Genomic DNA, 25,738 nt, shown 5'->3' with positions numbered 1-25,738 from the left:
ACTCCCGGACGAGGTTTGCTTACAGGGAGTCTCCCAACATTGATTAGGGTTGACGGCAATGAAAACACGTAAAATTGGACTCGCAAATTATCTTGCATACGGGTCAGGTGATTTCCTCGGGGCGGGTACCACCGCCCTGACGGCGGCCTGGCTTTTGTATTTTTACACCACCTTCTGTGGACTCACACCGATTGAAGCAACGTTCATTTTTGCCGCGGCACGGGTGCTGGATGCCGTTGTCAGTCCGTTAATGGGGTTTTTGACGGACAATTTCGGTACGACCTGGCTCGGAAAGCGCTTTGGTCGACGTAAATTCTTTATTCTGCTGGGGATCCCGTGCGTGTTCAGCTACTCGCTGATGTGGGTGGGGGACATGAATTTCTGGTATTACCTGCTGACTTATCTGGTGTTTGATATCGTCTACACCATGACTCTGGTGCCGTACGAGACGCTGGTGCCGGAAATGACCGATGACTTCAAACAGAAAACCAAGTTCTCCGGGGCGCGTATTTCCATGGCGCAGATGTCCGCCATTCTGGCCTCCTTTCTGCCCGGGATATTGCTCACGCATTTCGGTAAAGACAATGCGGTCTCCTTCTTCTATGCAAGCCTGGTTTTCTCCGTTCTGTGCGCCCTGATGCTCATTTTCGTCTGGTGCTTTACCTGGGAACGTCCGCGTGAGGAATGGTCCGAAGCGGCGCTGCGGGCTGAAGAAGAGAAGAAGAAGCTGACGCTGGGCCAGAGCCTTAATCGTCTGTTCGTGGAATTGAGTTCTACGCTGCGAATTAAAATTTTCCGCCAGCATCTGGGCATGTATCTCGGCGGCTACATTGCGCAGGATGTATTTAACGCGGTCTTCACCTACTATGTGGTGTTTGTGCTGATGCAGGAAGCCTCAATGGCCTCTAACCTGCTCGGTACGATGGCCATCTTCCAGTTTCTCGCCGTGCTCGGGATGATCCCGCTGTGCATTCGCTTTGGTCCTGCGCCGTCCTACCGCATGGTGGTGGTACTGTTTGGCCTGGCCTCTCTTTCTTACGCCGTCCTCTATTATGCCGGGCTGAGCGACATCTATTCTCTGCTGCTGCTGGTTTCTGCCATTGCCGGTCTTGGCCGCGGCGGTATCAACTACGTGCCGTGGAATACCTATACCTACATCGCTGATGTGGACGAAGTGATCACCGGTCAGCGCCGCGAAGGGATCTTCGCCGGCATCATGACCCTCACCCGTAAAGCCTCTCAGGCCGGTGCGGTGATGCTGGTGGGCATCGTGATGCAGATGTCCGGCTTTGTCAGCGGTCAGAAAGTGCAGCCTGCGGAAGTGAGCCATACCATTTTGATGATCCTGAGTGTGGGCACCCTCCTGGTGCTGTTCTGCGGATTCCTCGTTTCCCTGCGCTTCAGACTGAATTTACAGACCCACAGCACGCTGCGCGAGGAGACCGCGAAAATGCGTGCGTGGGGTCATGCGATACCGGAATCAGCGACGCCGCACGCCCGCGCCACTGTCGAGATGCTGGCCGGTATGCCGTATGCGTCACTGTGGGGTAATAACAACATCGGTTATCTGAATCGCAATAAGCCAGCCGCACCTTCGCTGAAGGATCGTGCAGTACTGAATTCGACATACAACAGAGGTTAAGATGATGAAAGTTTGGCCTGTCAAACATAGCCCGTTATTGCGTCAACCTGAACGCTTTATTGCCAGAGATGAGCTGAAAGCACTGATTCAAAAGGTGACGCATAACCTGGTCAATATCCACGACAAGACGGGTGAGTTTTTGCTGCGGCTGGACGACGGGCGCGTGATCGACACCAAAGGCTGGGTCGGATGGGAATGGACGCACGGCGTCGGTTTGTACGGTATCTGGCAGTATTACTGCCAGACCGGTGACACAGGCATGCGCGACATTATCGACAGCTGGTTTGCTGACCGTTTTGCTGAAGGTGCCACTACCAAAAACGTCAATACGATGTCGCCGTTCCTGACGCTGGCCTGTCGTTATGAAGAGACCAAAAACCCGGCCTGGCTGCCGTGGCTGGAAAGCTGGGCGGAATGGGCGATGACCGAGATGCCGCGCACCGATCACGGTGGCATGCAGCACATCACCCTGGCGGAAGAGAATCATCAGCAGATGTGGGATGACACGCTGATGATGACGGTGTTGCCGCTGGCGAAAATCGGCAAACTGCTAAACAAACCGGAGTACGTTGAAGAGGCGGTGTATCAGTTCCTGCTGCACGTGCAGAACCTGATGGACCGGGAGACGGGCCTGTGGTTCCACGGCTGGAGTTACGACGGCAACCATAACTTTGCTCGTGCCCGCTGGGCGAGGGGCAACAGCTGGCTCACCATCGTGATTCCGGATTTCCTCGAACTGATTGATTTGCCGGAAAACAACGCCGTGCGCCGTTATCTGGTGCAGGTATTGAATGCGCAAATTGCCGCGCTGGCAAAGTGTCAGGACGAGAGCGGCTTGTGGCATACCCTGCTGGACGATTCGGGCTCGTACCTGGAGGCGTCCGCGACGGCCGGGTTTGCCTACGGGATCCTGAAAGCGGTGCGTAAGCGCTATGTTGCGCCTGCGTATGCTGATGTTGCTGAAAAAGCGATTCGCGGCATCGTGAAAAATATCTCGCCGGAAGGGGAGTTATTGCAAACGTCGTTCGGCACGGGGATGGGCAGCGACCTGGCGTTTTATCGCCAAATCCCGCTGACGTCGATGCCCTATGGACAGGCCATGGCGATTCTGTGTCTGACGGAGTATTTGCGGAAGTATTTCTGATAATAAAAAACCCGGCGGCTGCCGGGTTTTTTGTATTACATACGCTCTACGGTTTCGATACCCAGGGTATCCAGACCCAGCTTCAGGGTCTTCGCCGTCAGCTGCGCCAGCTTCAGGCGGCTGTTGCGGACCGATTCATTTTCCGCAGACAGAATAGGGCAGTGCTCGTAGAAGCCGGAGAACAGACCCGCCAGATCGTACAGGTAAGCGCACATAACGTGCGGCGTACCGTCACGGGCGACAACCGTCAGCGTCTCTTCAAACTGCAGCAGACGCGCCGCCAGCTGGGCTTCACGATCTTCCGTGATGGTGACGGTCGCATTCGCCAGCACGTTTTCATCAATGTTCGCTTTACGGAACACCGAGAGCACGCGGGTGTAAGCATATTGCATGTAAGGCGCCGTGTTGCCCTCAAACGCCAGCATGTTATCCCAGTCGAAGATATAGTCGGTGGTACGGTTTTTAGAGAGATCCGCGTATTTCACCGCGCCGATACCGACGGCGTTAGCCAGTTTTTCCAGCTCGTCGGCAGGCATGTCCGGGTTCTTCTCTGCCACCAGACGACGGGCGCGCTCCAGCGCTTCATCCAGCAGGTCAGACAGCTTCACGGTACCACCCGCACGGGTTTTGAACGGCTTGCCGTCTTTACCGAGCATCATGCCGAACATGTGGTGTTCCAGCGGAACGCAATCCGGTACGTAACCGGCTTTACGCACGATAGTCCAGGCCTGCATCAGGTGCTGGTGCTGACGGGAGTCGATGTAGTACAGCACACGGTCAGCATGCAGGGTTTCGTAACGGTACTTCGCGCAGGCGATATCGGTGGTGGTGTAGAGATAGCCGCCATCCTTTTTCTGGATGATCACGCCCATCGGTTCACCTTCCTTGTTTTTGTACTCATCAAGGAACACGACCGTTGCACCTTCGCTCTCAACCGCCAGGTTTTTCGCTTTCAGGTCCGCCACAATGCCCGGCAGCATTGGGTTATAGAGGCTCTCACCCATCACATCATCACGGGTCAGGGTCACGTTCAGACGGTTATAGGTGAGCTGGTTCTGGGACATGGTGATGTCCACCAGCTTGCGCCACATCTCGAGGAAGTATTGATCCCCGCCCTGCAGCTTGACGACGTAGCTGCGCGCGCGCTCGGCAAAGGCTTCGTCTTCGTCGTAATGCTTTTTCGCTTCGCGGTAGAACCCTTCCAGGTCCGCCAGCGCCATTTCGCCCGCGTTTTCCTGCTGCTGTTTTTCCAGGTAAGCAATCAGCATGCCGAACTGGGTACCCCAGTCGCCAACGTGGTTTGCGCGGATTACCTTGTGACCGAGAAACTCAAGCGTGCGCACCGCGGCATCACCAATGATGGTGGAACGCAGGTGGCCAACGTGCATCTCTTTCGCCACGTTCGGGGCAGAGTAGTCGATCACCACCGTCTGCGCTTGTGGTCGGGAAACACCCAGACGGTCTGATTTCAGCGCCGCGTCAACGTGGCTTGCCAGGAATGCAGGCTCCAGGAAAATGTTGATAAAGCCCGGGCCAGCGATTTCGGTTTTGCTGGCGATACCGGTGAGATCCAGATGCGTCAATACCTGCTCAGCGAGCTGTCGCGGCGGCATGCCCAGTTTTTTAGCCACTGCCATCACGCCATTAGCCTGATAGTCGCCAAACTGTACTTTTGCTGACTGACGAACCTGTGGTTCGCAATCCGCAGGCGCACCTGCGGCAATCAGTGCCTGACTGACTTTTTCGGAGAGAAGAGCCTGAATATTCACCTGGATACCTTACATTTTTGATGCGGGCCTACAACCGCCCGCGCCAGTTAAAGAATTTAGGGCGGGAGTATACTGCAAATGCCTTCTGCCGTCAGCATTGCGGGGCCCGAAGATTGCTCAGAATCCAGCCTGAGAAGAGGTGCATAAACATGCAGTCGTAAAAACCGCGATTCAGAGGTTGGTCGAAACAGGGCAACAGAGTAAATTAGCGGCTTTGTGACATGAAAAGAGACTGACGTATGGCGAACTGGCAATCCATTGACGAACTGCATGATATTTCCGCAGATTTACCGCGCTTCACCCAGGCGTTCACAGAACTTGCCACCCGTCTTGGTCTGGATATCGCGCCGCTTGAGGCCGATCACATCTCTTTGCGCTGCCATCAAAACGCGACTGCCGAGCGCTGGCGTCGCGGGTTTGAACAGTGTGGTGAGTTGCTTTCTGAGAACATGATTAATGGTCGTCCCATTTGTCTGTTCAAACTGCATGAACCGGTCTGCGTGGCGCACTGGCAATTCACCGTTGTAGAACTGCCGTGGCCGGGTGAAAAACGTTACCCGCACGAAGGCTGGGAGCATATCGAAATCGTCCTGCCGGGTGAGCCGGAAACGTTGAACGCGCGCGCGCTGGCCCTGCTCTCAGACGAGGGCTTAAGCCAGACGGGCATTTTTGTGAAGACAAGTTCGCCCAAAGGCGAGCGTGAGCGTCTGCCTAATCCGACGCTGGCCGTGACTGACGGGCAGGTGACGGTGAAATTTCATCCGTGGACCATTGAGCAGATCGTTGCCAGCGAAGCCTGAGAGTTGTGACTCGTCGCTGAGACCCAAAACAAGAGGCGTGCCATGATGGCGCGTTAAGCCGATTTTGAGGAGGAGTCGATGGCGCTGCTGGAGATTTGTTGTTATAGCGTGGAGTGTGCCGTCACCGCGCAACGGAAAGGGGCCGATCGCATTGAACTGTGCGCCGCCCCGAAAGAAGGAGGGTTAACGCCCTCATACGGCGTGCTGACGTCGGCCCGTAAGGCCGTCACCCTTCCGGTACACCCCATTATTCGTCCTCGCGGCGGTGATTTTTGTTATACGTCGGGTGAGTTCAGTGCCATGCTTGAAGATATCGCCCTTGTTCGTGACCTCGGGTTCCCCGGGCTGGTGACCGGCCTGCTGGATGAAGACGGTGAGGTCGATATGCCGCGTATGCGTCAGGTGATGGACGCCGCAAAAGGAATGGCCGTGACGTTTCATCGTGCGTTTGATATGTGCAAAAACCCACTGCAAGCGTTTGATACCCTTGCCGAACTGGGTGTGGCGCGCGTTCTGACATCAGGGCAACAGTCTTCTGCTGAAAAAGGTCTGCAATTAATTACGGAACTAAAAGCCCATTCCGGTGTTCCAATAATAATGGCGGGTGCGGGAGTCCGTGCCGGCAATCTGGAACGGTTTTTAAACGCCGGGGTGGAAGAGCTTCACAGCTCTGCGGGGAAATGGATACCTTCACCCATGCGTTATCGCAATACAGGGCTGTCAATGTCGACGGATGCTGAAGCGGATGAGTATTCACGCTACGGTGTAGATGGAGAGTCGGTTGCGGAAATGAAGTCGCTGATTGAGCGCTATCACGTGTAGCAACGTACCGATTTTTACCGCGCATCATGTCGCCCAATATGATGCTTGCTTGTACCAGGCCCCTGCAATTTCAACAGGGGCCTTTTTTTCTCCTTCATATTTCAAGCCGCAGCCGCGTTGGCCGCCTCGCTCACCCCGGTCACTTACTGATGTAAGCTCCCGGGGATTCGCTGCGTTGCCGCCTTGCTGCAACTTGAACTATTTTGGAGAAAACGTGCGACGCGTAGGCCGGGTAAGGCGTAGCCGTCACCCGGCTAAAAGGTTACGGCTTCGTCGCGATCAACACCGCACGCATCGGCGCCGGATAGCCTTCGATGGTTTTGCTGTGGTCGGCCGGGTCAAGGAACTGCTCCAGCGACTCGGTGATCATCCAGTCGGTGCGGCGCTGCTCCTCGAGTGACGTCACGCTGACATCGGCAATCCGCACATCCACAAAACCGCACTTTTCCAGCCAGTTCTTCAATGCCAGCGCGGACGGGATAAAGTAGACGTTACGCATCTGGGCGTAGCGATCGCCCGGCACCAGAACAGCATGTTCGTCACCTTCGATCACCAGCGTTTCCAGTACCAGTTCGCCGCCGCTGACCAGCTGATCTTTAAGCTGCCACAGATGTTCAAGCGGGGAGCGACGATGATAGAGCACGCCCATGGAAAATACGGTATCAAACGCTTTCAGGGCAGGAAGTTGCTCAATTCCCAGCGGCAGCAGGTGGGCGCGCTGGTCGTTGCCCAGCAGTTTACGCACTGCTTCAAACTGGCACAGGAAAAGCTGCATTGGGTCGATACCGACCGCCAGATGCGCGCCTGCGCCAATCATGCGCCACATGTGGTAACCGCTGCCGCAGCCCACGTCCAGAATAGTGCGCCCGGTCAGGTCAGACAGATGAGGCAGAACGCGATCCCATTTCCAGTCGGAGCGCCATTCGGTGTTGATGTTCACCCCGTAGAGCGAGAAAGGCCCTTTGCGCCACGGCATCAGGTTACGCATCAGCGTTTCGATGCGGTTGATCTGCCCGGCCGGGAGCGGTGCTTCGCTTTCTGCGGTGACGCTGTGAAGCAGGTCCAGACGATGCGGGGTCAGCTCCGGCAGATACTCCACCGCATTTGACCACTGCTTTAACAGGCCGTGCTGCTGATCGCGCTGCCAGGCGGCAATCTGCGCGGGCAGAGTTTCCAGCCAGTGAGACAGATGGTTTTTAGCTATCAGCTGATAGAAATTACTGAACTCAATCATGCTGCATCTCCGGCTTTTAGCGCCACCAGTGAGCCAAAGTTAAAGCACTGGAACCACAGTTCGCTATGCTCAAATCCGGCTTTGCGCAGGCGCGCTTTGTGGGTTTCTACGGAGTCTGTCAGCATCACGTTTTCCAGCATGCTGCGCTTCTGGCTGATCTCCAGCTCGCTGTAACCGTTCGCACGTTTAAAATCGTGGTGCATATTGAACAGCAGTTCGCCAACGTCGGCATCCTCAAAGCTGAATTTCTCGGAAAGCACCAGCGCGCCGCCGGGATTTAGCCCCTGGTAAATTTTGTCCAGCAGCAGCTGACGGTCTTCAGGCACCAGGAACTGCAGGGTAAAATTCAGGATGACCATCGACGCGTTGTGAATTTCAATCTCACGAATATCGCCTTCGACGACGTCCACCGGTACAGGGGCTTTATACGCATCAATATGGCGACGGCAGCGTTCTACCATCGCCGGGGAGTTGTCGACGGCAATGATTCGGCAATCTTCATGATGAACGTTACGACGTACCGACAGCGTTGCCGCGCCGAGCGAGCAGCCCAGGTCATAGACCTGCGTGCCGGGTTGAACGAAGCGCTCAGCCAGCATACCGATCATAGAGATAATATTGGAATAACCGGGAACAGAGCGCTGGATCATATCCGGGAAGACTTCGGCTACCCGTTCATCGAAGGTCCAGTCGCCCAGGCTGGCGATAGGCGCGGAAAAAAGCGTGTCGCGATCTGACATAACGTAAAAATCCGGGAAAAATAAAGTGGCGTATTGTGCGCTAATGGAGGGAGAAAACCAACTCCCACGGCATATACCAAAGGTTAGCCAGCACCATCAGCAAAAGCGAACACCAGGTCGCGCTCATGCCGGAACGACGCCAGCGGAATAAGCGGTGGTGAAAGCCATAATAATGCATAAGCCGGCCAGCAATCAGAAGCAGGCCACAGACGTGAACCATCCAGGTTTCTGCGCCATTCATCTCCATAAACAGCAGTAAAATCAAGGCGACGGGGATGTATTCGACTGCATTGCCGTGAATGCGGATAGCACTTTGCAGTTCCGAAAAACCGCCGTCACCATAAGAAACACGGTACTGCATTCTCAGACGCACAACATCAAATGAAAACTTAATCAGCAGTAATGCACCTAACACCGCATACAGCGCGCTGACCATACAAACTCCCTGTTTTTGGCAGATGGCACTTCACTATGATAGGGGGTGATATCAGAAAAGAGAAGATTGTTGTGGAATGGAGGGGGCGTTGCCCACGGTGGGAACCGCAGCCTGCAAGGCCTGCCAGAGAGCATCGACCAGTTCGGGTGCCTGCGCAATATCCGGTGTGTGCAAAAAGAGATAGGGCGTAGTGGTTTGCTCCCACTTTGCTAATTTTTGCAGCCAGACGGCGAACATCGCCTGATTTTGCAGCATGTTGTCGCTACCGATGAACCTGACCATCGGGTTTTGCGCGGTGACGATGGCGTGGACCGGCACTTTCGGTTTTTTGCGTTGCGCATCCACAATCGCTTCACTGTGCGGGATTGCACTGTGGACGGGGCGACTGTCAAGAATGACACGGTTGACCGCACGTTCCAGCAGGCCGCGGTTGAGCGCTATTTCTGCTTCACCTTTGGCAAAAAATTCAGCATGCCTGACCTCCACGCCGTAGGTAAACTCGCGGGGCAGGCTATCCAGAAACTGCCACAGGGCAGGCAGATCGCGCGGGCCGAACGTAGCGGGAAGCTGGAGCCAGTATTGCCCAATCCGGTTCGCCAGTGGTGACATGCGCGTAAAGAACTCTTCGGTTAAATCCCCGCAGTTGCGCAGCGCGGCGTTGTGGGAGATGGTCGCCGGAAACTTAAAACAGAACCGGAAATCGTCGGTCGTTTGCTCCCGCCAGCGTTCAACAATCTCCGCTTTAGGCAGCGCGTAGAGGGTCGTGTTGCCCTCGACACAGTTGAAGTGTCGGGCATATTCTTCCAGGCCGGTGATGCCCAGGCGCACCCATTTCGGGTGCGACCACTGGGGTAACCCCACATACATCATAGTGCGCTGAGGATCTCGTCCGTGCTGCGCACGCGTCCGATACGCGGGAAGATATGGGTCATGCTACCCTGATGCTGTTCCGCGGAAGCCGCGCTGCAGGCATCTTCCGCAATGACCAGGTTAAAGCCCAGCTCCCAGGCGTTACGGGCGGTAGACTCCACGCCGATGTTGGTGGAAATGCCGCACAGAATAAGGGTGTCGATACCTCGACGGCGGAGCTGCAGTTCCAGATCGGTTCCGTAGAATGCGCCCCATTGACGTTTGGTCACTTCGATATCGCTGTCGCGTTTGCCCAGCGACACCGGATACGTCCACCAGTTTTCCGGCAGGGCATGGGCGGGCGCCTGTGCATCAACGGGCTGTTTTAACGCCTCGGCGAAATCAGCGGACCAGCCGACGCGCACCATGACTACAGGGGCACCGCTGGCACGGCATTTTTCCGCCAGACGAGCGGCGCGGCTAACCACATCATCCGCAGCGTGCGGGCCACCGGCAAAAGGCAGGATCCCTTCCTGTAAATCAATCACCACAAGCGCGGTTTTGCTGGCATCCAGTGTTAACATCGTTACTCCCGTTAAATGAATCACTTCCGTAACACCATACGACGTGATGACCTGTAATGGGTCGGATAATTTTGTTAATTTTTGTGAGAATGCGCAATAAGAGTGCAGCAAACGACCGTCAGGCCGTGGTTCGCTCTTATCGTCCGGCGGAATTTCCAGTATAATAGCCGCCTTTTTTCATCCAGTTGTGACATACAGAAAGCTGCGACATAGTAGCCTGCATTCCAGGCGACATTTAGCCTGCGGCTAATTAAGGGATATCTCATGCGTACAGAATATTGCGGGCAGCTGCGTCAGTCCCACGTCGGACAGCAGGTCACCCTGTGTGGTTGGGTCAACCGTCGTCGTGATCTTGGTAGCCTTATTTTCATCGATATGCGCGACCGTGAAGGTATCGTTCAGGTGTTCTTCGACCCGGATCGTGCGGATGCGTTGAAGCTGGCTTCTGAGCTGCGTAATGAGTTCTGCATTCAGGTCACCGGTACCGTGCGTGCGCGTGACGAGAAAAACGTCAACGCAGACATGGCGACGGGTGCCATTGAAGTGCTGGCGTCCGATCTGGTTATCATTAACCGTGCTGAAGCGCTGCCGCTGGACTCCAACCACGTCAACACGGAAGAAGCGCGTCTGAAATACCGCTACCTGGATCTGCGTCGTCCGGAGATGGCCCAGCGCCTGAAAACCCGTGCGAAAATCACCAGCCTGGTGCGCCGTTTTATGGATGACCACGGTTTCCTCGATATCGAAACCCCGATGCTGACCAAAGCCACACCGGAAGGTGCGCGCGATTATCTGGTCCCATCCCGCGTACATAAAGGCAAATTCTACGCGCTGCCACAGTCTCCACAGCTGTTCAAACAGCTGCTGATGATGTCCGGTTTCGATCGCTACTATCAGATCGTCAAATGTTTCCGCGACGAAGACCTGCGTGCTGACCGTCAGCCAGAATTCACCCAGATCGATGTGGAAACCTCCTTCATGACCGCCGAGCAGGTGCGTGAAGTGATGGAAGCGCTGGTGCGTAGCCTGTGGAATGACGTGAAAGGCGTCGAGCTAGGCGATTTCCCGATCATGACCTTCGCCGAAGCCGAGCGTCGTTACGGTTCCGACAAACCAGACCTGCGTAACCCGATGGAGCTGGTGGATGTTGCAGACCTGGTGAAATCCGTTGAGTTCGCGGTATTCGCCGGCCCGGCTAACGATCCGAAAGGCCGTGTTGCAGCCCTGCGCGTACCGGGCGGTGCGGCACTGAGCCGTAAGCAGATCGACGACTACGGCAACTTCATTAAGATCTACGGCGCGAAAGGTCTGGCCTATATTAAAGTAACCGAGCGTGCGAAAGGTCTGGAAGGGATCACCAGCCCGGTTGCGAAGTTCCTGAATGCGGACATCGTGGAAGCGATTCTTGAGCGCACCGGCGCGCAGGATGGCGACATGATCTTCTTCGGCGCTGACAACAAGAAAGTGGTTGCCGATGCGATGGGCGCGTTGCGTCTGAAGCTGGGCAAAGACCTCAGCCTGACCGACGAAACCAAATGGGCACCGCTGTGGGTTATTGACTTCCCGATGTTTGAAGACGACGGTGAAGGCGGCTTGACCGCGATGCACCACCCGTTCACCTCGCCAAAAGACATGACGGCGGCAGAGCTGAAAGCGTCTCCGGAAGATGCGGTGGCAAACGCCTACGACATGGTGATCAACGGCTACGAAGTGGGCGGGGGTTCCGTGCGTATTCACAGCGGCGAAATGCAGCAGACCGTGTTCGGCATCCTGGGCATTAACGAACAGGAGCAGCGCGAGAAATTTGGCTTCCTGCTGGACGCCCTGAAATACGGTACACCGCCACACGCAGGCCTGGCTTTCGGTCTTGACCGTCTGACAATGCTGCTGACCGGTACCGATAACATTCGTGATGTTATTGCCTTCCCGAAAACCACTGCCGCAGCGTGTCTGATGACCGAAGCGCCAAGCTTTGCTAACCCGACTGCACTGGCTGAGCTGGGCATTGAGGTGGTGAAGAAGGAAGAGAAAAACTGATATGACATACAAGCTTCCCGTTTCTGTCTTAGTTGTCATTTATGCCCAGGACACGAAGCGGGTGCTAATGTTGCAGCGGCGCGACGATCCTGATTTCTGGCAGTCGGTTACCGGCAGCCTGGAAGAGGGGGAAACCGCGCCGCAGGCCGCCGCGCGTGAAGTAAAGGAAGAGGTCACCATTGATGTTGCTCGCGAGCAACTGACCCTGAAGGACTGTCAGCGCACGGTGGAGTTTGAAATTTTTAGCCATTTACGTCATCGCTACGCGCCGGGCATTGAGCGCAATACGGAATCGTGGTTCTGTCTCGCGCTCCCCCATGAGCGGGAGATCGTGTTTACCGAACACCTGAACTACCGCTGGGTGGATGCGACGGATGCCGCCGCACTGACCAAGTCGTGGAGCAACCGGCAGGCGATTGAAGAATTTGTAATTAACGCTGCCTGAGAAGGCGCGATTTTTGGAGAACTTTTTATGGCAGGTCATAGTAAGTGGGCCAACACCAAACACCGTAAAGCGGCACAGGATGCCAAACGCGGTAAGATCTTTACCAAAATCATTCGTGAGCTGGTGACAGCGGCACGTCTGGGCGGCGGCGATCCGGCCTCTAACCCGCGTCTGCGCGCGGCGGTGGATAAAGCGCTGTCTAACAACATGACGCGTGACACCCTGAACCGTGCCATCGCACGTGGTGTAGGCGGTGATGAAGACGCGAACATGGAAACCATCATTTATGAAGGTTACGGCCCTGGCGGTACTGCCGTAATGGTTGAGTGTCTGTCCGACAACCGTAACCGTACCGTTGCGGAAGTGCGCCATGCATTCACTAAAACCGGCGGCAACCTGGGTACCGACGGTTCCGTTTCTTACCTGTTCAGCAAAAAAGGCGTCATCTCCTTCGAGAAAGGCGACGAAGATGTGATCATGGAAGCCGCCCTGGAAGCCGGTGCGGAAGACGTGGTGACCTACGATGATGGCGCAATTGACGTTTACACCGCGTGGGAAGAGATGGGCGCCGTGCGCGATGCACTCGAAGCCGCGGGTCTGAAAGCGGACAACGCGGAAGTTTCCATGATCCCGTCCACCAAAGCGGACATGGATGCGGAAACTGCGCCAAAACTGCTGCGTCTGATCGACATGCTCGAAGACTGCGACGACGTGCAGGAAGTGTATCACAACGGTGAAATCTCTGATGAGGTTGCAGCGACTCTCTGATGAGAGCGTATAAGCCGTTTACGGGAGACGCGTGATGTCGATTATCCTTGGGATTGACCCCGGCTCGCGCGTCACCGGTTATGGCGTTATCCGCCAGGTGGGACGCCAGCTAACCTACCTCGGCAGCGGCTGTATTCGCACCAAAGTGGACGATCTGCCGTCGCGCCTGAAGCTGATTTATGCGGGCGTGTCGGAAATCATCACCCAGTTTCAGCCTGATTTTTTTGCCATTGAGCAGGTCTTTATGGCAAAAAACGCCGATTCGGCGCTAAAGCTGGGGCAGGCGCGCGGCGTGGCGATTGTTGCCGCCGTGAACCAGGATCTTCCGGTGTTCGAATATGCCGCACGTCAGGTAAAGCAGACGGTGGTGGGGATAGGTAGCGCGGAGAAAAGCCAGGTGCAGCACATGGTGCGTACCTTGCTGAAGCTTCCCGCGAACCCGCAGGCCGATGCCGCCGATGCACTGGCCATTGCGATTACCCACTGTCACGTCAGCCAGAACGCGATGCAAATGAGTGAATCGCGGCTCAATCTGGCGCGAGGCAGGTTACGATAAAGAGAAATCAGGCTGGATAAACATCCAGCCTTTTTTTATTATGTCGCCAGTCAAACATTTTCCAGAACGCAGGAGCGTCACGTGATAGGCAGACTCAGAGGCATCATCATTGAAAAACAACCCCCGTTAGTGCTGCTGGAAGTGGGTGGCGTGGGCTATGAAGTCCACATGCCAATGACCTGCTTCTACGAGCTGCCGGACGCGGGTAAAGAGGCGATTGTCTTTACTCAGTTCGTGGTGCGTGAAGATGCTCAGTTGCTTTACGGCTTCAACAACAAGCAGGAACGTACCCTGTTCCGCGAGCTGATTAAAACCAACGGCGTGGGACCGAAGCTGGCGCTGGCGATTTTGTCCGGTATGTCTGCTCCGCAGTTCGTGAATGCCGTTGAGCGCGAAGATCCTGCGGCGCTGATTAAACTCCCGGGGATTGGTAAGAAAACCGCCGAGCGTCTGATTGTTGAGATGAAAGACCGCTTTAAAGGTCTGCATGGCGATCTGTTCACCCCGGCCACCGATCTGGTTCTGACGTCACCTGGGGCGCCGACAACAGATGATGACGCTGAGCAGGAAGCGGTTGCCGCGCTGGTGGCGCTGGGCTATAAACCTCAGGAGGCCAGTCGGATGGTAAGCAAAATTGCCAAACCGGATGCCAGCAGTGAAACCCTGATTCGTGAAGCGCTGCGCGCTGCATTGTGAGGTAAAGGATGATTGAAGCAGACCGCCTGGTATCGGCAGGCACCCTTCAGGCAGAAGACGTGGTGGATCGTGCGATCCGCCCGAAACTGCTTGATGAGTATATCGGCCAGCCGCAGGTACGTTCCCAGATGGAGATTTTCATCCAGGCGGCAAAGCTGCGCGGCGATGCGCTCGATCACCTGCTGATTTTTGGCCCGCCAGGGTTGGGGAAAACCACGCTGGCGAATATCGTTGCCAATGAAATGGGCGTCAACCTGCGCACGACCTCCGGCCCGGTGCTGGAGAAAGCCGGCGATCTGGCGGCAATGCTGACCAACCTTGAACCGCATGACGTACTGTTTATCGATGAAATCCACCGTCTGTCTCCGGTGGTAGAGGAAGTGCTCTATCCGGCAATGGAAGATTACCAGCTGGATATCATGATTGGTGAAGGCCCGGCTGCGCGCTCCATCAAGATCGATCTGCCGCCGTTTACCCTGATTGGCGCAACGACCCGTGCCGGATCGTTGACCTCTCCATTGCGCGACCGCTTCGGTATCGTGCAGCGTCTGGAGTTTTATCAGGTGCCGGACCTGCAGCATATTGTCGGTCGTAGCGCGCGCTATATGGGGCTGGAGATGAGCGAAGAGGGCGCTTTTGAAGTGGCGAAGCGTTCGCGTGGTACGCCGCGTATTGCCAACCGCCTGCTGCGTCGCGTGCGCGACTTTGCCGAAGTGAAGCACGATGGCACCATTTCGGCAGAGATTGCCGCCCAGGCGCTGGATATGCTTAACGTCGATGCCGAAGGCTTTGACTATATGGACCGCAAACTGCTGCTGGCGGTGCTGGATAAATTCTTTGGCGGACCGGTCGGGCTGGATAACCTGGCGGCGGCGATCGGTGAAGAGCGTGAAACTATCGAGGATGTTCTGGAGCCGTATCTGATCCAGCAGGGATTCTTACAGCGTACGCCGCGTGGTCGTATGGCGACGGTGCGGGCGTGGAATCATTTCGGCATTACGCCACCGTCAATGCCGTAATGATGAGCAGGCGGGATGTTAAATTTCGCCTGCGACGCTGACCGATTAGTTACCTCATCTGAATTATCATCCATATTATTTTGGATAAATTTATCCTACCTATCATTTTAGATAATTCGCTTATTCCCTCTATGATGAATTTATAGCGATATCCATGCTATGAATAAATTTCATCATCACATCAGGAATAACAAAATGAAAACAATGACGGCTCTGACTATTGCCGCTCTGACTATGGCGGCTTTGTCTGGCGCCGCGAATGCCGCTATTTCCGGAACCCAAACATGGAAAATGGTGGATAATAAACTTGAAAATACCAGTAACGGACGAAAATTATGTATGACTGGCATTGCTTACCAGCAGGCGGTGATGGAGCCATGTGGTTCTAATCCAGAATTGCAGAATATTCGTGAGGTCAATTTCGCTATTAATGGGATGCTGATGCTGGAAACATATCCAGAATATGCCTTCGCACCAGCAAGCGGCAAAGTTTATATACGCGAATATGAACCTATTGCGAGTCATTGGGACTATATTAACGGACAGCTGAAAAAAGTTGATACCGATGGTATTGTCAAGTGTCTTGATATGGAAGGCGGTATAAACGTCCCAGGTGCCAAATTGCATTTAGCAACGTGTACCAGGTAATAAAATAAGCACCGATAATTTTATCGGGGCTTATTTACGTGTGCACCCAACATGGGCGCACTCCAGCGGTTTAAGTCCCGCCATGCGTTGATCACAGCACATGAAGCGAAGCGCCACCCTCTGTGGAAGCGCTAATCGTTCATTCAGGCATTAGGTTGTTTTTTCATCATGCTGAAAATAAACAGCACCGCCGCACTCAGCACTACTGACGGCCCAGCAGGCGTGTCATAGAACGCCGAGAAGGTTAACCCACCCGTTACCGCAATCATTCCGATAATCACGGCCACACCGGCCATCTGCTCCGGCGTGCGGGCAAAACGGCGCGCCGTGGCGGCAGGGATGATCAGCAGCGAGGTAATAATCAGCGCCCCGACGAACTTCATCGCCACGCCGATGGTTAATGCCGTCACCAGCATCAGCAGTAGCTTAACCCGCTGCAGCTTCACGCCGTCGACGAAGGCCAGGTCAGGGCTGACGGTCATCGCCAGCAGGTTACGCCACTGCCAGAGCAGAATACCGAGTACCACCACCACACCGAAGGCGATGGAAATTAAATCTTCCGGCGTCACGGCAAGCAGATCGCCAAACAGATAGGCCATCAGGTCGACGCGGATATTCGACATCAGACTCACCACCACCAGACCCAGCGAGAGCGCGCTGTGGGCCATAATGCCAAGCAGCGTATCAATGGCGAGGTGCGGACGTTTCTCCAGCCAGACCAGCCCGGCTGCAAGCAGCAGGGTGACGACAATCACCGCGTAGAAGGGATTTACATCCAGCAGTAAACCAAAAGCCACGCCCAGCAAAGAGGCGTGCGCGAGGGTATCACCGAAATAGGACATTCTGCGCCAGACCACAAACGAGCCGAGTGGACCCGCGGCGCAGGCAAGCATAATCCCGGCCAGCCAGCCGGGCAGTAACAGTTCAATCATGAGTGTCCATTTCCCCGGCGCAGGACAATTCGTCCCTGTAAATCATGGCGGTGATTATGATGATGACGGTAAATACCCAGCTGTTCAGCGCCACGAGGGCCAAACATGGAGATAAACTCCGGGTGCATCGAGACCACTTCAGGCGTGCCGGAACAGCAAATATGATGGTTAAGGCACAGCACTTCGTCCGTTTTCGCCATGACAAGATGGAGATCGTGGGAGACCATCAGCACGGCGCAATTCAGTTCACGGCGAAGCTGATCGATCAAATCATAAAGCGCGACCTGACCATTAACGTCCACCCCCTGGGTAGGCTCATCAAGCACCAGCAGTTGCGGGCTGCTCAACAGCGCGCGCGCCAGCAAAACGCGCTGCGTCTCACCCCCGGAAAGTTTTTGCAGCGGCGCGTCAATCAGGTGGCCCGCCTGTACGCGTTTCAGCGCCGGGAGAATATCGGCTTTCCGCGTGCCGGGGCGCAGGCGCAGAAAGCGACTCACCGTTAAAGGCAGCGTGGCATCCAGATGTAATTTCTGAGGCACATAGCCGATACGCAATTTTTCCTCGCGGGTGATAACACCTTCATCGGGCGTCACCAGACCCAGTACAACCCGTACCAGCGTGGATTTACCTGCGCCATTAGGACCAAGCAGCGTCAGAATTTTGCCGGGCTTCAGATCCAGCGACACGTCAGAGAGGACGCGGCGCTGGCCGAAAGAGACCGAAATATTATCGAGAGAAACCAGTGTCGTCATGTCAATTTAAGCTTGAAGAAGTCAACGAATGTTATAATATCACATTCCACGTATTCACTACGATGATTAGTCGCATTATGTTACATAAAAATACGCTTCTTTTCGCAGCATTATCCGCTGCCCTTTGGGGTACAACCGCACAAGATGTTAACGCGGCGGTTGTCGCTTCGCTTAAACCGCTTGGATTCATCGCGTCGGCCATTGCCGATGGGGTGACGGAAACCCAGGTTTTGCTGCCTGACGGGGCCTCTGAGCATGACTATTCTCTTCGCCCTTCAGATGTAAAACGCTTACAAAACGCGGACTTAGTCGTCTGGATTGGACCAGAGATGGAAGCGTTTATGCAGAAGTCGGCCAAACAGATTCCAGGCGATAAACAGGTTGCGATTGCCGGGCTTTCCGGCGTGAAACCGTTGCTCATGAAAGGCACGGATGACGACGGTGATGAACATGACCATCACGCAGCAGAGGGTGAAAAAGGTGATGGAGATCACCATCATGGTGAGTACAACATGCATCTCTGGCTTTCCCCAGAGATAGCGCGGCTTTCAGCGGTTGCAATCCACGACAAATTAGTGGAACTTATGCCGCAAAGTCGAGCCAAACTAGACGCCAACCTGAAGGATTTTGAGGCGCAATTAGCCGCAACCGATAAGCAGGTAGGTAATGAGCTCGCACCGTTGAAAGGAAAAGGGTATTTCGTTTTTCATGACGCCTATGGCTACTATGAAAAACACTATGGTTTGACCCCGCTTGGGCACTTCACCGTCAACCCTGAAATTCAACCTGGTGCGCAGCGTTTACATGAAATCAGAACACAGTTGGTTGAGCAAAAAGCGACATGCGTTTTTGCTGAGCCACAGTTCAGGCCAGCGGTCGTAGAAGCCGTGGCCAGGGGGACATCCGTGCGCATGGGGACCCTTGACCCGCTAGGAACGAATATCCAGTTGAGCAAAGCGAGCTATTCGCAGTTCCTCAGCCAACTGGCGGACCAGTATGCGAGCTGCCTGAAAGGAGATTAACGAGGAAGTGAATACGTGCAACAGATAGCCCGCTCTGTCGCCCTGGCATTTAACAATCTGCCTCGACCCCACCGCGTTATGCTGGGGTCGCTTACAGTACTCACCTTAGCGGTCGCCGTCTGGCGGCCCTATGTTTACCACCCGAGTTCTGCCCCTATCATCAAAACCATCGAGCTTGAAAAGAGCGAGATCCGTTCTTTACTGCCTGAAGCCAGTGAGCCTATCGACCAGGCTGCTCAGGAAGATGAAGCGATTCCCCAGGATGAGCTGGACGATAAAATCGAGAACGAGGCCGGGATCCACGAGTATGTTGTCTCTACCGGTGACACGCTGAGCAGCGTGCTCAATCAGTACGGTATCGACATGGGGAATATCAGTCAGCTCGCTGCTGCAGATAAAGACCTGCGTAACCTGAAAATAGGGCAACAGCTCTCCTGGACCTTAACGGCGAATGGCGATCTCCAGCGGTTAACCTGGGAGATGTCCCGCCGTGAAACCCGCACCTATGATCGCACTGCAAACGGTTTCAAAATGACCAGTGAAATGCAGAAGGGCGACTGGGTGAACAGCGTGATGAAAGGCACCGTAGGCGGAAGCTTCGTTTCCAGCGCCCGTGATGCCGGCCTCACCAGCTCTGAAATCAGTGCGGTGATCAAAGCCATGCAGTGGCAGATGGATTTCCGCAAGCTGAAGAAGGGCGATGAGTTTTCCGTGCTGATGTCTCGCGAAATGCTCGACGGCAAGCGTGAGCAGAGCCAACTGGTGGGCGTACGTCTGCGCTCTGATGGCAAAGATTACTACGCCATCCGTGCCGAAGACGGTAAGTTCTACGACCGCAGCGGTACGGGACTGGCGAAAGGCTTTATGCGCTTCCCGACGGCTAAACAGTTCCGCGTTTCCTCTAACTTTAACCCGCGTCGTCTGAACCCGGTTACCGGGCGCGTCGCACCACACCGTGGCGTTGACTTTGCCATGCCGCAGGGCACGCCGGTGCTGGCTGTGGGTGATGGTGAAGTGGTCGTGGCTAAACGTAGCGGTGCCGCAGGCTACTATGTCGCGGTGCGTCACGGTCGTACCTACACCACCCGCTATATGCACCTGCGTAAACTGCTGGTTAAGCCTGGACAGAAAGTGAAACGTGGCGACCGTATCGCGCTCTCCGGCAACACCGGACGCTCGACCGGCCCGCACCTGCACTATGAAGTGTGGATTAACCAACAGGCCGTAAACCCGCTGACGGCGAAACTGCCACGCACCGAAGGCCTGACGGGTAAAGATCGTTCTGATTACCTGGCGCAGGTGAAAGAGGTGATACCGCAACTGAGCTTAAACTAAGCCTTCTGTTTTTGTGAAAAAAGCCGGTGTCAGTATGCGCCGGCTTTTTCTTTTGTGCGTGGACGACTGCCTCGCTACACTATCAATAAAATTTTGCGTCACCAGACCCTGGAACCAGCATGGAAACAAAAAAAAACAATATTGAATACATTCCTGAGTTTGAAAAATCCTTTCGCCATCCGCGCAACTGGGGCGCCTGGCTCGGGGTCTACACTTTTGCAGGCATCGCTATGCTGCCTGCTGCGCTGCGCGATCCCCTGCTGGGGAAAATTGGCCGTCTGGCCGGGCGTTTAGGCAAAAGCGCGCGTCGCCGTGCGCAGATCAACCTCTATTACTGTTTTCCCGAAAAAAGCGATGCCGAGCGCGAGGCTATCATCGATGCGATGTATACCACCGCGCCGCAGGCAATGGCAATGATGGCAGAGCTGGCGCTGAAAGGGCCGGAAAAAATCGTTGACCGTGTTGACTGGAAAGGGCTGGAAATCATTGACGAAATGCGTCGCAATGACGAGAAGGTGATTTTCCTCGTTCCTCACGGTTGGGGTGTCGACATTCCGGCGATGCTGATGGCTTCTCAGGGTCAGAAGATGGCGGCCATGTTCCATAACCAGGGCAACAAAATCTACGACTTTGTCTGGAATACCGTACGTCGTCGTTTTGGCGGTCGTTTGCATGCGCGTAACGATGGTATCAAGCCGTTTATTCAGTCCGTACGTCAGGGATACTGGGGCTACTATCTGCCGGATCAGGACCACGGACCAGAGCACAGTGAGTTTGTCGACTTCTTTGCGACCTACAAAGCCACACTTCCCGCGATTGGCCGCCTGATGAAGGTGTGTCGCGCCCGCGTGATCCCACTCTTCCCGGTTTATAATGGTAAAACGCACCGTCTGAGCATTGAAGTCCGCCCGCCGATGGATGACTTGCTGACCGCAGACGATCACACCATTGCGCGTCGCATGAACGAAGAGGTTGAAATCCTGGTGGGGCCGCATACCGAACAGTACACGTGGATATTGAAGCTGCTTAAAACGCGAAAGCCGGGTGAAACGGAGCCCTATAAGCGTAAAGAGCTTTATCCGAGGAAATAAAAAAAGCCCTCTCCATCTGGAGAGGGCTTTTTAACACAGACGTTGTTACTCGACGGTCATAACGCGGGTGGTGTTGGTTGAGCCAATGGTGCTCATCACATCACCCTGCGTCACGATAACGATATCACCGGACACCAGGTAACCTTTGTCGCGCAGCAGATTGACGGCATCGTGCGCGGCTGCCACGCCGTCATTGGTGCTGTCGAAGTGCACCGGCGTCACACCGCGGTACAGCGCCGTCAGGTTCAGCGTACGTTCATGACGGGACATGGCGAAGATCGGCAGACCGGAGCTGATACGGGAAGTCATCAGCGCGGTACGGCCTGATTCGGTCATGGTGATGATCGCGGTTACCCCTTTCAGATGGTTTGCCGCATACATGGCAGACATCGCAATCGCTTCTTCCACGTTGTCGAACTGCACGTCCAGACGGTGTTTAGAGACGTTGATGCTTGGGATCTTCTCTGCGCCCAGGCAGACACGCGCCATCGCGGCCACGGTTTCAGCAGGATACTGACCCGCAGCGGTTTCCGCAGACAGCATTACCGCATCGGTACCATCCAGCACGGCGTTAGCGACGTCCATCACTTCCGCACGGGTTGGCATTGGATTGGTGATCATGGATTCCATCATCTGGGTCGCGGTGATCACCGCGCGGTTCAGCTGACGTGCGCGACGAATCAGCGCTTTCTGGATACCCACCAGCTCAGGATCGCCGATTTCCACACCCAAATCGCCGCGGGCCACCATCACCACGTCAGAAGCCAGGATCACATCGTCCATGGCGTCCTGATCGCAAACGGCTTCCGCGCGTTCAACCTTGGCAACGATTTTGGCATCACAGCCTGCATCACGGGCCAGACGGCGTGCATAGTTCAGATCTTCGCCACAGCGTGGGAAGGAGACTGCCAGGTAGTCAACGCCGATCAGAGCCGCAGTAACGATGTCCGCTTTGTCTTTATCGGTCAGCGCTTCCGCAGAGAGGCCGCCGCCCAGTTTGTTGATACCTTTATTGTTGGAGAGCGGGCCGCCGACGGTGACTTCGGTGAACACTTTCATTCCCTGAACTTCGAGCACCTTCAGCTGTACGCGTCCGTCGTCGAGCAGCAGGATATCGCCAGGCACCACGTCAGCTGGCAGGCCTTTATAGTCAATCCCGACTTTTTCTTTATCGCCTTCGCCTTTGCCCAGGTTGGCATCCAGCAGGAATTTATCGCCGATATTGAGGAAAACTTTACCTTCTTTGAAGGTGGAGACACGAATTTTAGGACCCTGCAGATCGCCGAGGATAGCGACATGGCGGCCCAGTTTAGCGGCGATCTCACGCACTTTGTCGGCACGTAATTTATGGTCTTCTGGCGTACCGTGAGAGAAGTTCATGCGCACCACGTTGGCACCCGCGGCGATAATCTTTTCAAGGTTATTATCGCGGTCGGTGGCCGGGCCTAAGGTGGTAACGATCTTGGTTCTGCGAAGCCTTCTGGACATGTAATACTCCGTTGACTGAAACAACTTTGGTGTTGCGTGAACATTGAATCGGCCTTCATCTGCCGCAAGGCAGCAAAGAGAGGACCGAATGCCGTAAATCATTACATCGTAATTATTGGTTACGTCTTCGTTATCTACTTTAAGGAAACATCGCTCTTTATGAGCAATTCTTTATCAAAACGCGATTCCTTCAGCGCTTCCTTGACTCGCTTCAAGTTATCTCTGAATTTTGCGCCCCGGCGCAAGGTAAAACCGGTCGCCAGCACGTCTATAACCGTGAGCTGTGCCAGACGGGAAACCATAGGCATATACATATCGGTATCCTCCGGGACGTCCAGCGTAATGGCGAGCGTCGCCTCTCGTGCCAGCGGCGTACCGGCGGTGGTAAGGGCGATCACCATGGCATCGTTTTCACGGGCCAGCTGCGCCAGTTCCACCTGACTTTTGGTGCGGCCAGTATGCGAAATGAGTACCACGACGTCATCTTCACTGCAATTCATACAGCTCATGCGTTGCAGCACAATGTCATCGGAATAAATCACCGGCACGTTGAAGCGGAAGAATTTATTCATGGCATCGTGCGCCACGGCGGCCGACGACCCAAGTCCGAAGAACGCGATCCGCTTGGCCTGGGTAAGTAAATCCACCGCACGGTTCACCGAACTCATATCCAGAGACTGACGAACGTGGTCAAGCGTGGCCATAGCTGACTCAAAAATTTTCGCCGTGTAGGCATCTACGCTGTCGTCTTCATCCACATTACGATTAACATAAGGGGTGCCGTTTGCCAGACTTTGTGCCAGATGCAGTTTAAAATCAGGAAAGCCGCGCGTTTCCAGGCTACGGCAGAAGCGGTTAACGGTCGGTTCGCTGACGCCTGCTTCCTGAGCCAGCGCGGCGATGCTTGAATGAATCGCCTGAGCGGGAGAGGCAAGAATGACTTCAGCCACTTTTCGCTCGGATTTGCTAAGGTGTTCCAGTTGATACTGGATTTTTTCAAGCATATTCATTGTTAACAGGGCGCTCGTGGGGGTGGAAACGATTTCATAAATGGATGAAATCTTCATTCGATTAGCCGATATTACCCCTGTGGCTTCCATAAAGGGTAACAGTCGACAAGATAATGTTGTTGTTTTTTTTCATTACTTGATCGATGTCGGGTTTTGCTATGACCCTGTTGCGCAAATTATCGACGCTTGTTGCGTCATAATGCCCCCTTAATCGGCTGCAAGGCGAAAAATTGCCGTATCGCACGAGACGATAAGTGCTAATGGTTTCGGGAATGACGTAAAAGCAGTACAGTGCATTGTAATAAAATTACAACGATACCTGGCAGAAGTACCAGGTGATCCAACTGAGGAGAATGACATGGCGGTAACGCAAACAGCCCAGGCATGTGACCTGGTCATTTTCGGCGCGAAAGGCGATCTTGCACGCCGAAAATTGCTGCCTTCCCTGTATCAACTGGAGAAAGCGGGCCAAATTCATCCGGATACCCGTATCCTGGGGGTAGGGCGCGCCGACTGGGATAAGGACGCTTATACCAAAGTCGTCCGCGAGGCGCTCGAAACTTTCATGAAGGAAAAAATTGATGAAAGTTTGTGGGATACCCTGAGCGGTCGTCTTGATTTCTGCAACCTGGACGTCAATGACGTCAGCGCGTTTAACCGCCTGGGCGCCATGCTGGATCAGAAAAACCGTGTCACCATTAACTATTTCGCCATGCCGCCAAGCACTTTCGGCGCCATCTGCAAAGGTCTCGGCGAAGCCAAACTGAACGCCAAACCGGCGCGCGTGGTGATGGAGAAGCCGCTGGGTACCTCTCTGGCAACCTCGCGTGAAATCAACGACCAGGTGGGCGAGTTCTTCGAAGAGTGCCAGGTTTACCGTATCGACCACTATCTCGGTAAAGAGACGGTACTGAACCTGCTGGCGCTGCGTTTTGCTAACTCCCTGTTTGTGAATAACTGGGACAACCGCACTATCGACCACGTGGAAATCACCGTGGCGGAAGAGGTAGGTATCGAAGGCCGCTGGGGTTACTTTGACCAGGCAGGCCAGATGCGCGACATGATCCAGAACCACCTCCTGCAAATTCTGTGCATGATCGCCATGTCACCGCCGTCTGACCTGACGGCAGACAGCATTCGCGACGCCAAAGTCAAAGTGCTCAAGTCGCTGCGCCGCATCGACCGCTCCAACGTGCGCGAGAAGACCGTTCGCGGCCAGTACACCGCCGGGTTTGCGCAAGGCAAAAAAGTGCCGGGCTACCTGGAAGAAGAGGGCGCGAACAAATCCAGCAACACCGAGACTTTTGTGGCGATCCGCGTGGATATCGATGACTGGCGCTGGGCGGGCGTGCCGTTCTACCTGCGTACCGGTAAACGTCTGCCAACCAAATGTTCCGAAGTCGTCGTCTACTTCAAAAACCCGGAACTGAACCTGTTCAAAGAGTCCTGGCAGGAGCTGCCGCAGAACAAACTGACCATTCGTTTGCAGCCGGACGAAGGGGTTGATATCCAGATCCTCAACAAAGTGCCGGGCCTGGATCACAAGCATAACCTGCAGACCACCAAACTGGATCTGAGCTACTCCGAAACCTTCAACCAGACGCACCTCGCGGATGCTTATGAGCGTCTGCTGCTGGAAACCATGCGTGGTATCCAGGCGCTGTTCGTGCGTCGCGATGAAGTGGAAGAGGCGTGGAAATGGGTTGATTCCATTACCGAAGCCTGGGCAGCCGATCAGGATGCGCCAAAACCGTATCAGGCGGGCACCTGGGGGCCGGTTGCATCGGTGGCCATGATCACCCGTGATGGCCGCTCCTGGAACGAGTTTGAGTAGGATAATCCACTAGCCCGAAAGTGTTATTTTACCGGTAACATGATCTAACACAGCTAGTGGCACAATTTTTATTCTTTTAAGCGCC

General features: G+C 54.9%; 25 protein-coding genes. 15 read left to right on the top strand and 10 right to left on the bottom strand.

What is annotated here, in order from left to right; translation table 11 throughout:
• Positions 1 to 58: 58 nt before the first annotated feature.
• Positions 59 to 1,642 carry an MFS transporter gene (locus tag L3068_RS13990; protein ID WP_117580435.1) on the top strand — a complete coding sequence of 528 codons (1,584 nt, stop codon included), beginning with the start codon at positions 59 to 61 and terminating at the stop codon, positions 1,640 to 1,642.
• A 4-nt stretch (positions 1,643 to 1,646) separates the two neighbouring features.
• Entirely contained in the window at positions 1,647 to 2,786 is a 1,140-nt protein-coding gene (gene bglB, locus L3068_RS13985; RefSeq protein WP_117580472.1) for a beta-galactosidase BglB, read from the top strand.
• A 35-nt stretch (positions 2,787 to 2,821) separates the two neighbouring features.
• On the opposite strand, the gene argS is transcribed toward bglB, so the two are convergent.
• Entirely contained in the window at positions 2,822 to 4,555 is a 1,734-nt protein-coding gene (argS, locus tag L3068_RS13980) for an arginine--tRNA ligase (RefSeq protein WP_014884330.1), read from the bottom strand.
• A 239-nt stretch (positions 4,556 to 4,794) separates the two neighbouring features.
• On the opposite strand from argS, the gene L3068_RS13975 reads away from it, so the two are divergent.
• Together L3068_RS13975 and cutC are read left to right on the top strand one after the other, a co-directional pair.
• Positions 4,795 to 5,355, top strand: coding sequence for a VOC family protein (locus L3068_RS13975; protein WP_117580433.1), 561 nt, complete (start codon positions 4,795 to 4,797; stop codon positions 5,353 to 5,355).
• Between the two features lie 78 nt (positions 5,356 to 5,433).
• The gene (cutC, locus tag L3068_RS13970; RefSeq protein ID WP_117580431.1) at positions 5,434 to 6,177 is read left to right on the top strand and encodes a copper homeostasis protein CutC; all 744 of its coding nucleotides are present in this window, start codon (positions 5,434 to 5,436) and stop codon (positions 6,175 to 6,177) included.
• A gap of 262 nt (positions 6,178 to 6,439) precedes the next feature.
• Here cutC and cmoB read toward each other — a convergent pair whose 3' ends face one another.
• The 5 genes from cmoB to L3068_RS13945 are packed head-to-tail and all read right to left on the bottom strand — an operon-like array spanning position 6,440 to position 10,020.
• Positions 6,440 to 7,411, bottom strand: a complete 972-nt coding sequence (cmoB, locus tag L3068_RS13965) for a tRNA 5-methoxyuridine(34)/uridine 5-oxyacetic acid(34) synthase CmoB (protein ID WP_014884327.1) — start codon at positions 7,409 to 7,411, stop codon at positions 6,440 to 6,442.
• Positions 7,408 to 8,151 carry a carboxy-S-adenosyl-L-methionine synthase CmoA gene (cmoA, locus tag L3068_RS13960; RefSeq protein ID WP_014884326.1) on the bottom strand — a complete coding sequence of 248 codons (744 nt, stop codon included), beginning with the start codon at positions 8,149 to 8,151 and terminating at the stop codon, positions 7,408 to 7,410. The genes cmoB and cmoA overlap by 4 nt, the downstream gene beginning before the upstream one ends.
• A gap of 40 nt (positions 8,152 to 8,191) precedes the next feature.
• Entirely contained in the window at positions 8,192 to 8,587 is a 396-nt protein-coding gene (locus L3068_RS13955; protein ID WP_014884325.1) for an MAPEG family protein, read from the bottom strand.
• Positions 8,588 to 8,638: 51 nt separating this feature from the next.
• Positions 8,639 to 9,457 (bottom strand): DUF72 domain-containing protein, encoded by an 819-nt coding sequence (locus L3068_RS13950; protein WP_014884324.1) that lies wholly within the window; start codon positions 9,455 to 9,457, stop codon positions 8,639 to 8,641.
• Complete coding sequence (locus tag L3068_RS13945) at positions 9,454 to 10,020, bottom strand: hydrolase (RefSeq protein WP_014884323.1); 567 nt, start codon at positions 10,018 to 10,020, stop codon at positions 9,454 to 9,456. The genes L3068_RS13950 and L3068_RS13945 overlap by 4 nt, the downstream gene beginning before the upstream one ends.
• A 264-nt stretch (positions 10,021 to 10,284) precedes the next feature.
• On the opposite strand from L3068_RS13945, the gene aspS reads away from it, so the two are divergent.
• The 7 genes from aspS to L3068_RS13910 all read left to right on the top strand — a co-directional run bounded on the left by aspS (position 10,285) and on the right by L3068_RS13910 (position 16,189).
• Positions 10,285 to 12,057, top strand: a complete 1,773-nt coding sequence (gene aspS, locus L3068_RS13940) for an aspartate--tRNA ligase (protein WP_014884322.1) — start codon at positions 10,285 to 10,287, stop codon at positions 12,055 to 12,057.
• Position 12,058: 1 nt separating this feature from the next.
• Positions 12,059 to 12,502: a dihydroneopterin triphosphate diphosphatase gene (gene nudB, locus L3068_RS13935; RefSeq protein WP_014884321.1), complete on the top strand. Its 444-nt coding sequence runs from the start codon at positions 12,059 to 12,061 to the stop codon at positions 12,500 to 12,502.
• A 27-nt stretch (positions 12,503 to 12,529) separates the two neighbouring features.
• The gene (locus L3068_RS13930) at positions 12,530 to 13,270 is read left to right on the top strand and encodes a YebC/PmpR family DNA-binding transcriptional regulator (RefSeq protein WP_014884320.1); all 741 of its coding nucleotides are present in this window, start codon (positions 12,530 to 12,532) and stop codon (positions 13,268 to 13,270) included.
• 34 nt (positions 13,271 to 13,304) lie between these two features.
• The gene (gene ruvC, locus L3068_RS13925) at positions 13,305 to 13,826 is read left to right on the top strand and encodes a crossover junction endodeoxyribonuclease RuvC (protein ID WP_014884319.1); all 522 of its coding nucleotides are present in this window, start codon (positions 13,305 to 13,307) and stop codon (positions 13,824 to 13,826) included.
• A gap of 81 nt (positions 13,827 to 13,907) precedes the next feature.
• Complete coding sequence (gene ruvA / locus L3068_RS13920) at positions 13,908 to 14,522, top strand: Holliday junction branch migration protein RuvA (RefSeq protein ID WP_117580429.1); 615 nt, start codon at positions 13,908 to 13,910, stop codon at positions 14,520 to 14,522.
• An 8-nt stretch (positions 14,523 to 14,530) separates the two neighbouring features.
• The gene (ruvB, locus tag L3068_RS13915; RefSeq protein WP_014884317.1) at positions 14,531 to 15,541 is read left to right on the top strand and encodes a Holliday junction branch migration DNA helicase RuvB; all 1,011 of its coding nucleotides are present in this window, start codon (positions 14,531 to 14,533) and stop codon (positions 15,539 to 15,541) included.
• 195 nt (positions 15,542 to 15,736) lie between these two features.
• A complete protein-coding gene (locus L3068_RS13910; RefSeq protein WP_023330722.1) occupies positions 15,737 to 16,189 on the top strand; it encodes a hypothetical protein in 453 nt (150 codons plus the stop codon).
• A 143-nt stretch (positions 16,190 to 16,332) separates the two neighbouring features.
• On the opposite strand, the gene znuB is transcribed toward L3068_RS13910, so the two are convergent.
• A complete protein-coding gene (gene znuB, locus L3068_RS13905) occupies positions 16,333 to 17,121 on the bottom strand; it encodes a zinc ABC transporter permease subunit ZnuB (RefSeq protein WP_023330721.1) in 789 nt (262 codons plus the stop codon).
• The gene (gene znuC, locus L3068_RS13900; RefSeq protein WP_014884314.1) at positions 17,118 to 17,873 is read right to left on the bottom strand and encodes a zinc ABC transporter ATP-binding protein ZnuC; all 756 of its coding nucleotides are present in this window, start codon (positions 17,871 to 17,873) and stop codon (positions 17,118 to 17,120) included. The genes znuB and znuC overlap by 4 nt, the downstream gene beginning before the upstream one ends.
• A 77-nt stretch (positions 17,874 to 17,950) precedes the next feature.
• Here znuC and znuA point away from each other — a divergent pair, with 77 nt between their 5' ends.
• The 3 genes from znuA to lpxM all read left to right on the top strand — a co-directional run bounded on the left by znuA (position 17,951) and on the right by lpxM (position 21,321).
• Positions 17,951 to 18,895 carry a zinc ABC transporter substrate-binding protein ZnuA gene (gene znuA / locus L3068_RS13895; RefSeq protein WP_045134199.1) on the top strand — a complete coding sequence of 315 codons (945 nt, stop codon included), beginning with the start codon at positions 17,951 to 17,953 and terminating at the stop codon, positions 18,893 to 18,895.
• A gap of 15 nt (positions 18,896 to 18,910) precedes the next feature.
• The gene (gene mepM / locus L3068_RS13890) at positions 18,911 to 20,230 is read left to right on the top strand and encodes a murein DD-endopeptidase MepM (RefSeq protein WP_117580427.1); all 1,320 of its coding nucleotides are present in this window, start codon (positions 18,911 to 18,913) and stop codon (positions 20,228 to 20,230) included.
• 119 nt (positions 20,231 to 20,349) lie between these two features.
• Positions 20,350 to 21,321 carry a lauroyl-Kdo(2)-lipid IV(A) myristoyltransferase gene (gene lpxM, locus L3068_RS13885; protein WP_063433494.1) on the top strand — a complete coding sequence of 324 codons (972 nt, stop codon included), beginning with the start codon at positions 20,350 to 20,352 and terminating at the stop codon, positions 21,319 to 21,321.
• A gap of 45 nt (positions 21,322 to 21,366) precedes the next feature.
• Here the strand turns inward: lpxM and pyk are convergent, their stop codons facing one another.
• On the bottom strand, positions 21,367 to 22,809 hold the full coding sequence (gene pyk, locus L3068_RS13880) for a pyruvate kinase (RefSeq protein ID WP_008500455.1): 1,443 nt from the start codon (positions 22,807 to 22,809) through the stop codon (positions 21,367 to 21,369).
• A gap of 134 nt (positions 22,810 to 22,943) precedes the next feature.
• Entirely contained in the window at positions 22,944 to 23,819 is an 876-nt protein-coding gene (locus L3068_RS13875; protein WP_032629265.1) for a MurR/RpiR family transcriptional regulator, read from the bottom strand.
• Positions 23,820 to 24,177: 358 nt separating this feature from the next.
• Here L3068_RS13875 and zwf point away from each other — a divergent pair, with 358 nt between their 5' ends.
• Entirely contained in the window at positions 24,178 to 25,653 is a 1,476-nt protein-coding gene (gene zwf, locus L3068_RS13870; protein WP_014884309.1) for a glucose-6-phosphate dehydrogenase, read from the top strand.
• The last annotated feature ends 85 nt before the right edge of the window (positions 25,654 to 25,738 follow it).

Source organism: Enterobacter cloacae complex sp. ECL414, assembly GCF_021869685.1.
GTDB classification, from domain to species: Bacteria; Pseudomonadota; Gammaproteobacteria; order Enterobacterales; family Enterobacteriaceae; genus Enterobacter; species Enterobacter kobei.
Note: the sequence above shows the minus strand (reverse complement) of the source record. Positions and strands in the feature narration are given on the sequence as shown.

Bases quoted from the DNA above. Each gene is read 5' to 3' on its own strand.
- bglB (WP_117580472.1), top strand. From the start codon at position 1,647: ATGAAAGTTTGGCCTGTCAAACATAGCCCGTTATTGCGTCAACCTGAA.
- L3068_RS13930 (WP_014884320.1), top strand. From the start codon at position 12,530: ATGGCAGGTCATAGTAAGTGGGCCAACACCAAACACCGTAAAGCGGCA.
- cutC (WP_117580431.1), top strand. From the start codon at position 5,434: ATGGCGCTGCTGGAGATTTGTTGTTATAGCGTGGAGTGTGCCGTCACC.
- nudB (WP_014884321.1), top strand. From the start codon at position 12,059: ATGACATACAAGCTTCCCGTTTCTGTCTTAGTTGTCATTTATGCCCAG.
- L3068_RS13945 (WP_014884323.1), bottom strand. From the start codon at position 10,020: ATGTTAACACTGGATGCCAGCAAAACCGCGCTTGTGGTGATTGATTTA.
- L3068_RS13910 (WP_023330722.1), top strand. From the start codon at position 15,737: ATGAAAACAATGACGGCTCTGACTATTGCCGCTCTGACTATGGCGGCT.
- L3068_RS13975 (WP_117580433.1), top strand. From the start codon at position 4,795: ATGGCGAACTGGCAATCCATTGACGAACTGCATGATATTTCCGCAGAT.
- cmoB (WP_014884327.1), bottom strand. From the start codon at position 7,411: ATGATTGAGTTCAGTAATTTCTATCAGCTGATAGCTAAAAACCATCTG.
- ruvB (WP_014884317.1), top strand. From the start codon at position 14,531: ATGATTGAAGCAGACCGCCTGGTATCGGCAGGCACCCTTCAGGCAGAA.
- lpxM (WP_063433494.1), top strand. From the start codon at position 20,350: ATGGAAACAAAAAAAAACAATATTGAATACATTCCTGAGTTTGAAAAA.
- L3068_RS13875 (WP_032629265.1), bottom strand. From the start codon at position 23,819: ATGAATATGCTTGAAAAAATCCAGTATCAACTGGAACACCTTAGCAAA.
- znuA (WP_045134199.1), top strand. From the start codon at position 17,951: ATGTTACATAAAAATACGCTTCTTTTCGCAGCATTATCCGCTGCCCTT.
- cmoA (WP_014884326.1), bottom strand. From the start codon at position 8,151: ATGTCAGATCGCGACACGCTTTTTTCCGCGCCTATCGCCAGCCTGGGC.
- L3068_RS13950 (WP_014884324.1), bottom strand. From the start codon at position 9,457: ATGATGTATGTGGGGTTACCCCAGTGGTCGCACCCGAAATGGGTGCGC.
- L3068_RS13990 (WP_117580435.1), top strand. From the start codon at position 59: ATGAAAACACGTAAAATTGGACTCGCAAATTATCTTGCATACGGGTCA.
- znuB (WP_023330721.1), bottom strand. From the start codon at position 17,121: ATGATTGAACTGTTACTGCCCGGCTGGCTGGCCGGGATTATGCTTGCC.
- ruvC (WP_014884319.1), top strand. From the start codon at position 13,305: ATGTCGATTATCCTTGGGATTGACCCCGGCTCGCGCGTCACCGGTTAT.
- aspS (WP_014884322.1), top strand. From the start codon at position 10,285: ATGCGTACAGAATATTGCGGGCAGCTGCGTCAGTCCCACGTCGGACAG.
- L3068_RS13955 (WP_014884325.1), bottom strand. From the start codon at position 8,587: ATGGTCAGCGCGCTGTATGCGGTGTTAGGTGCATTACTGCTGATTAAG.
- zwf (WP_014884309.1), top strand. From the start codon at position 24,178: ATGGCGGTAACGCAAACAGCCCAGGCATGTGACCTGGTCATTTTCGGC.
- pyk (WP_008500455.1), bottom strand. From the start codon at position 22,809: ATGTCCAGAAGGCTTCGCAGAACCAAGATCGTTACCACCTTAGGCCCG.
- znuC (WP_014884314.1), bottom strand. From the start codon at position 17,873: ATGACGACACTGGTTTCTCTCGATAATATTTCGGTCTCTTTCGGCCAG.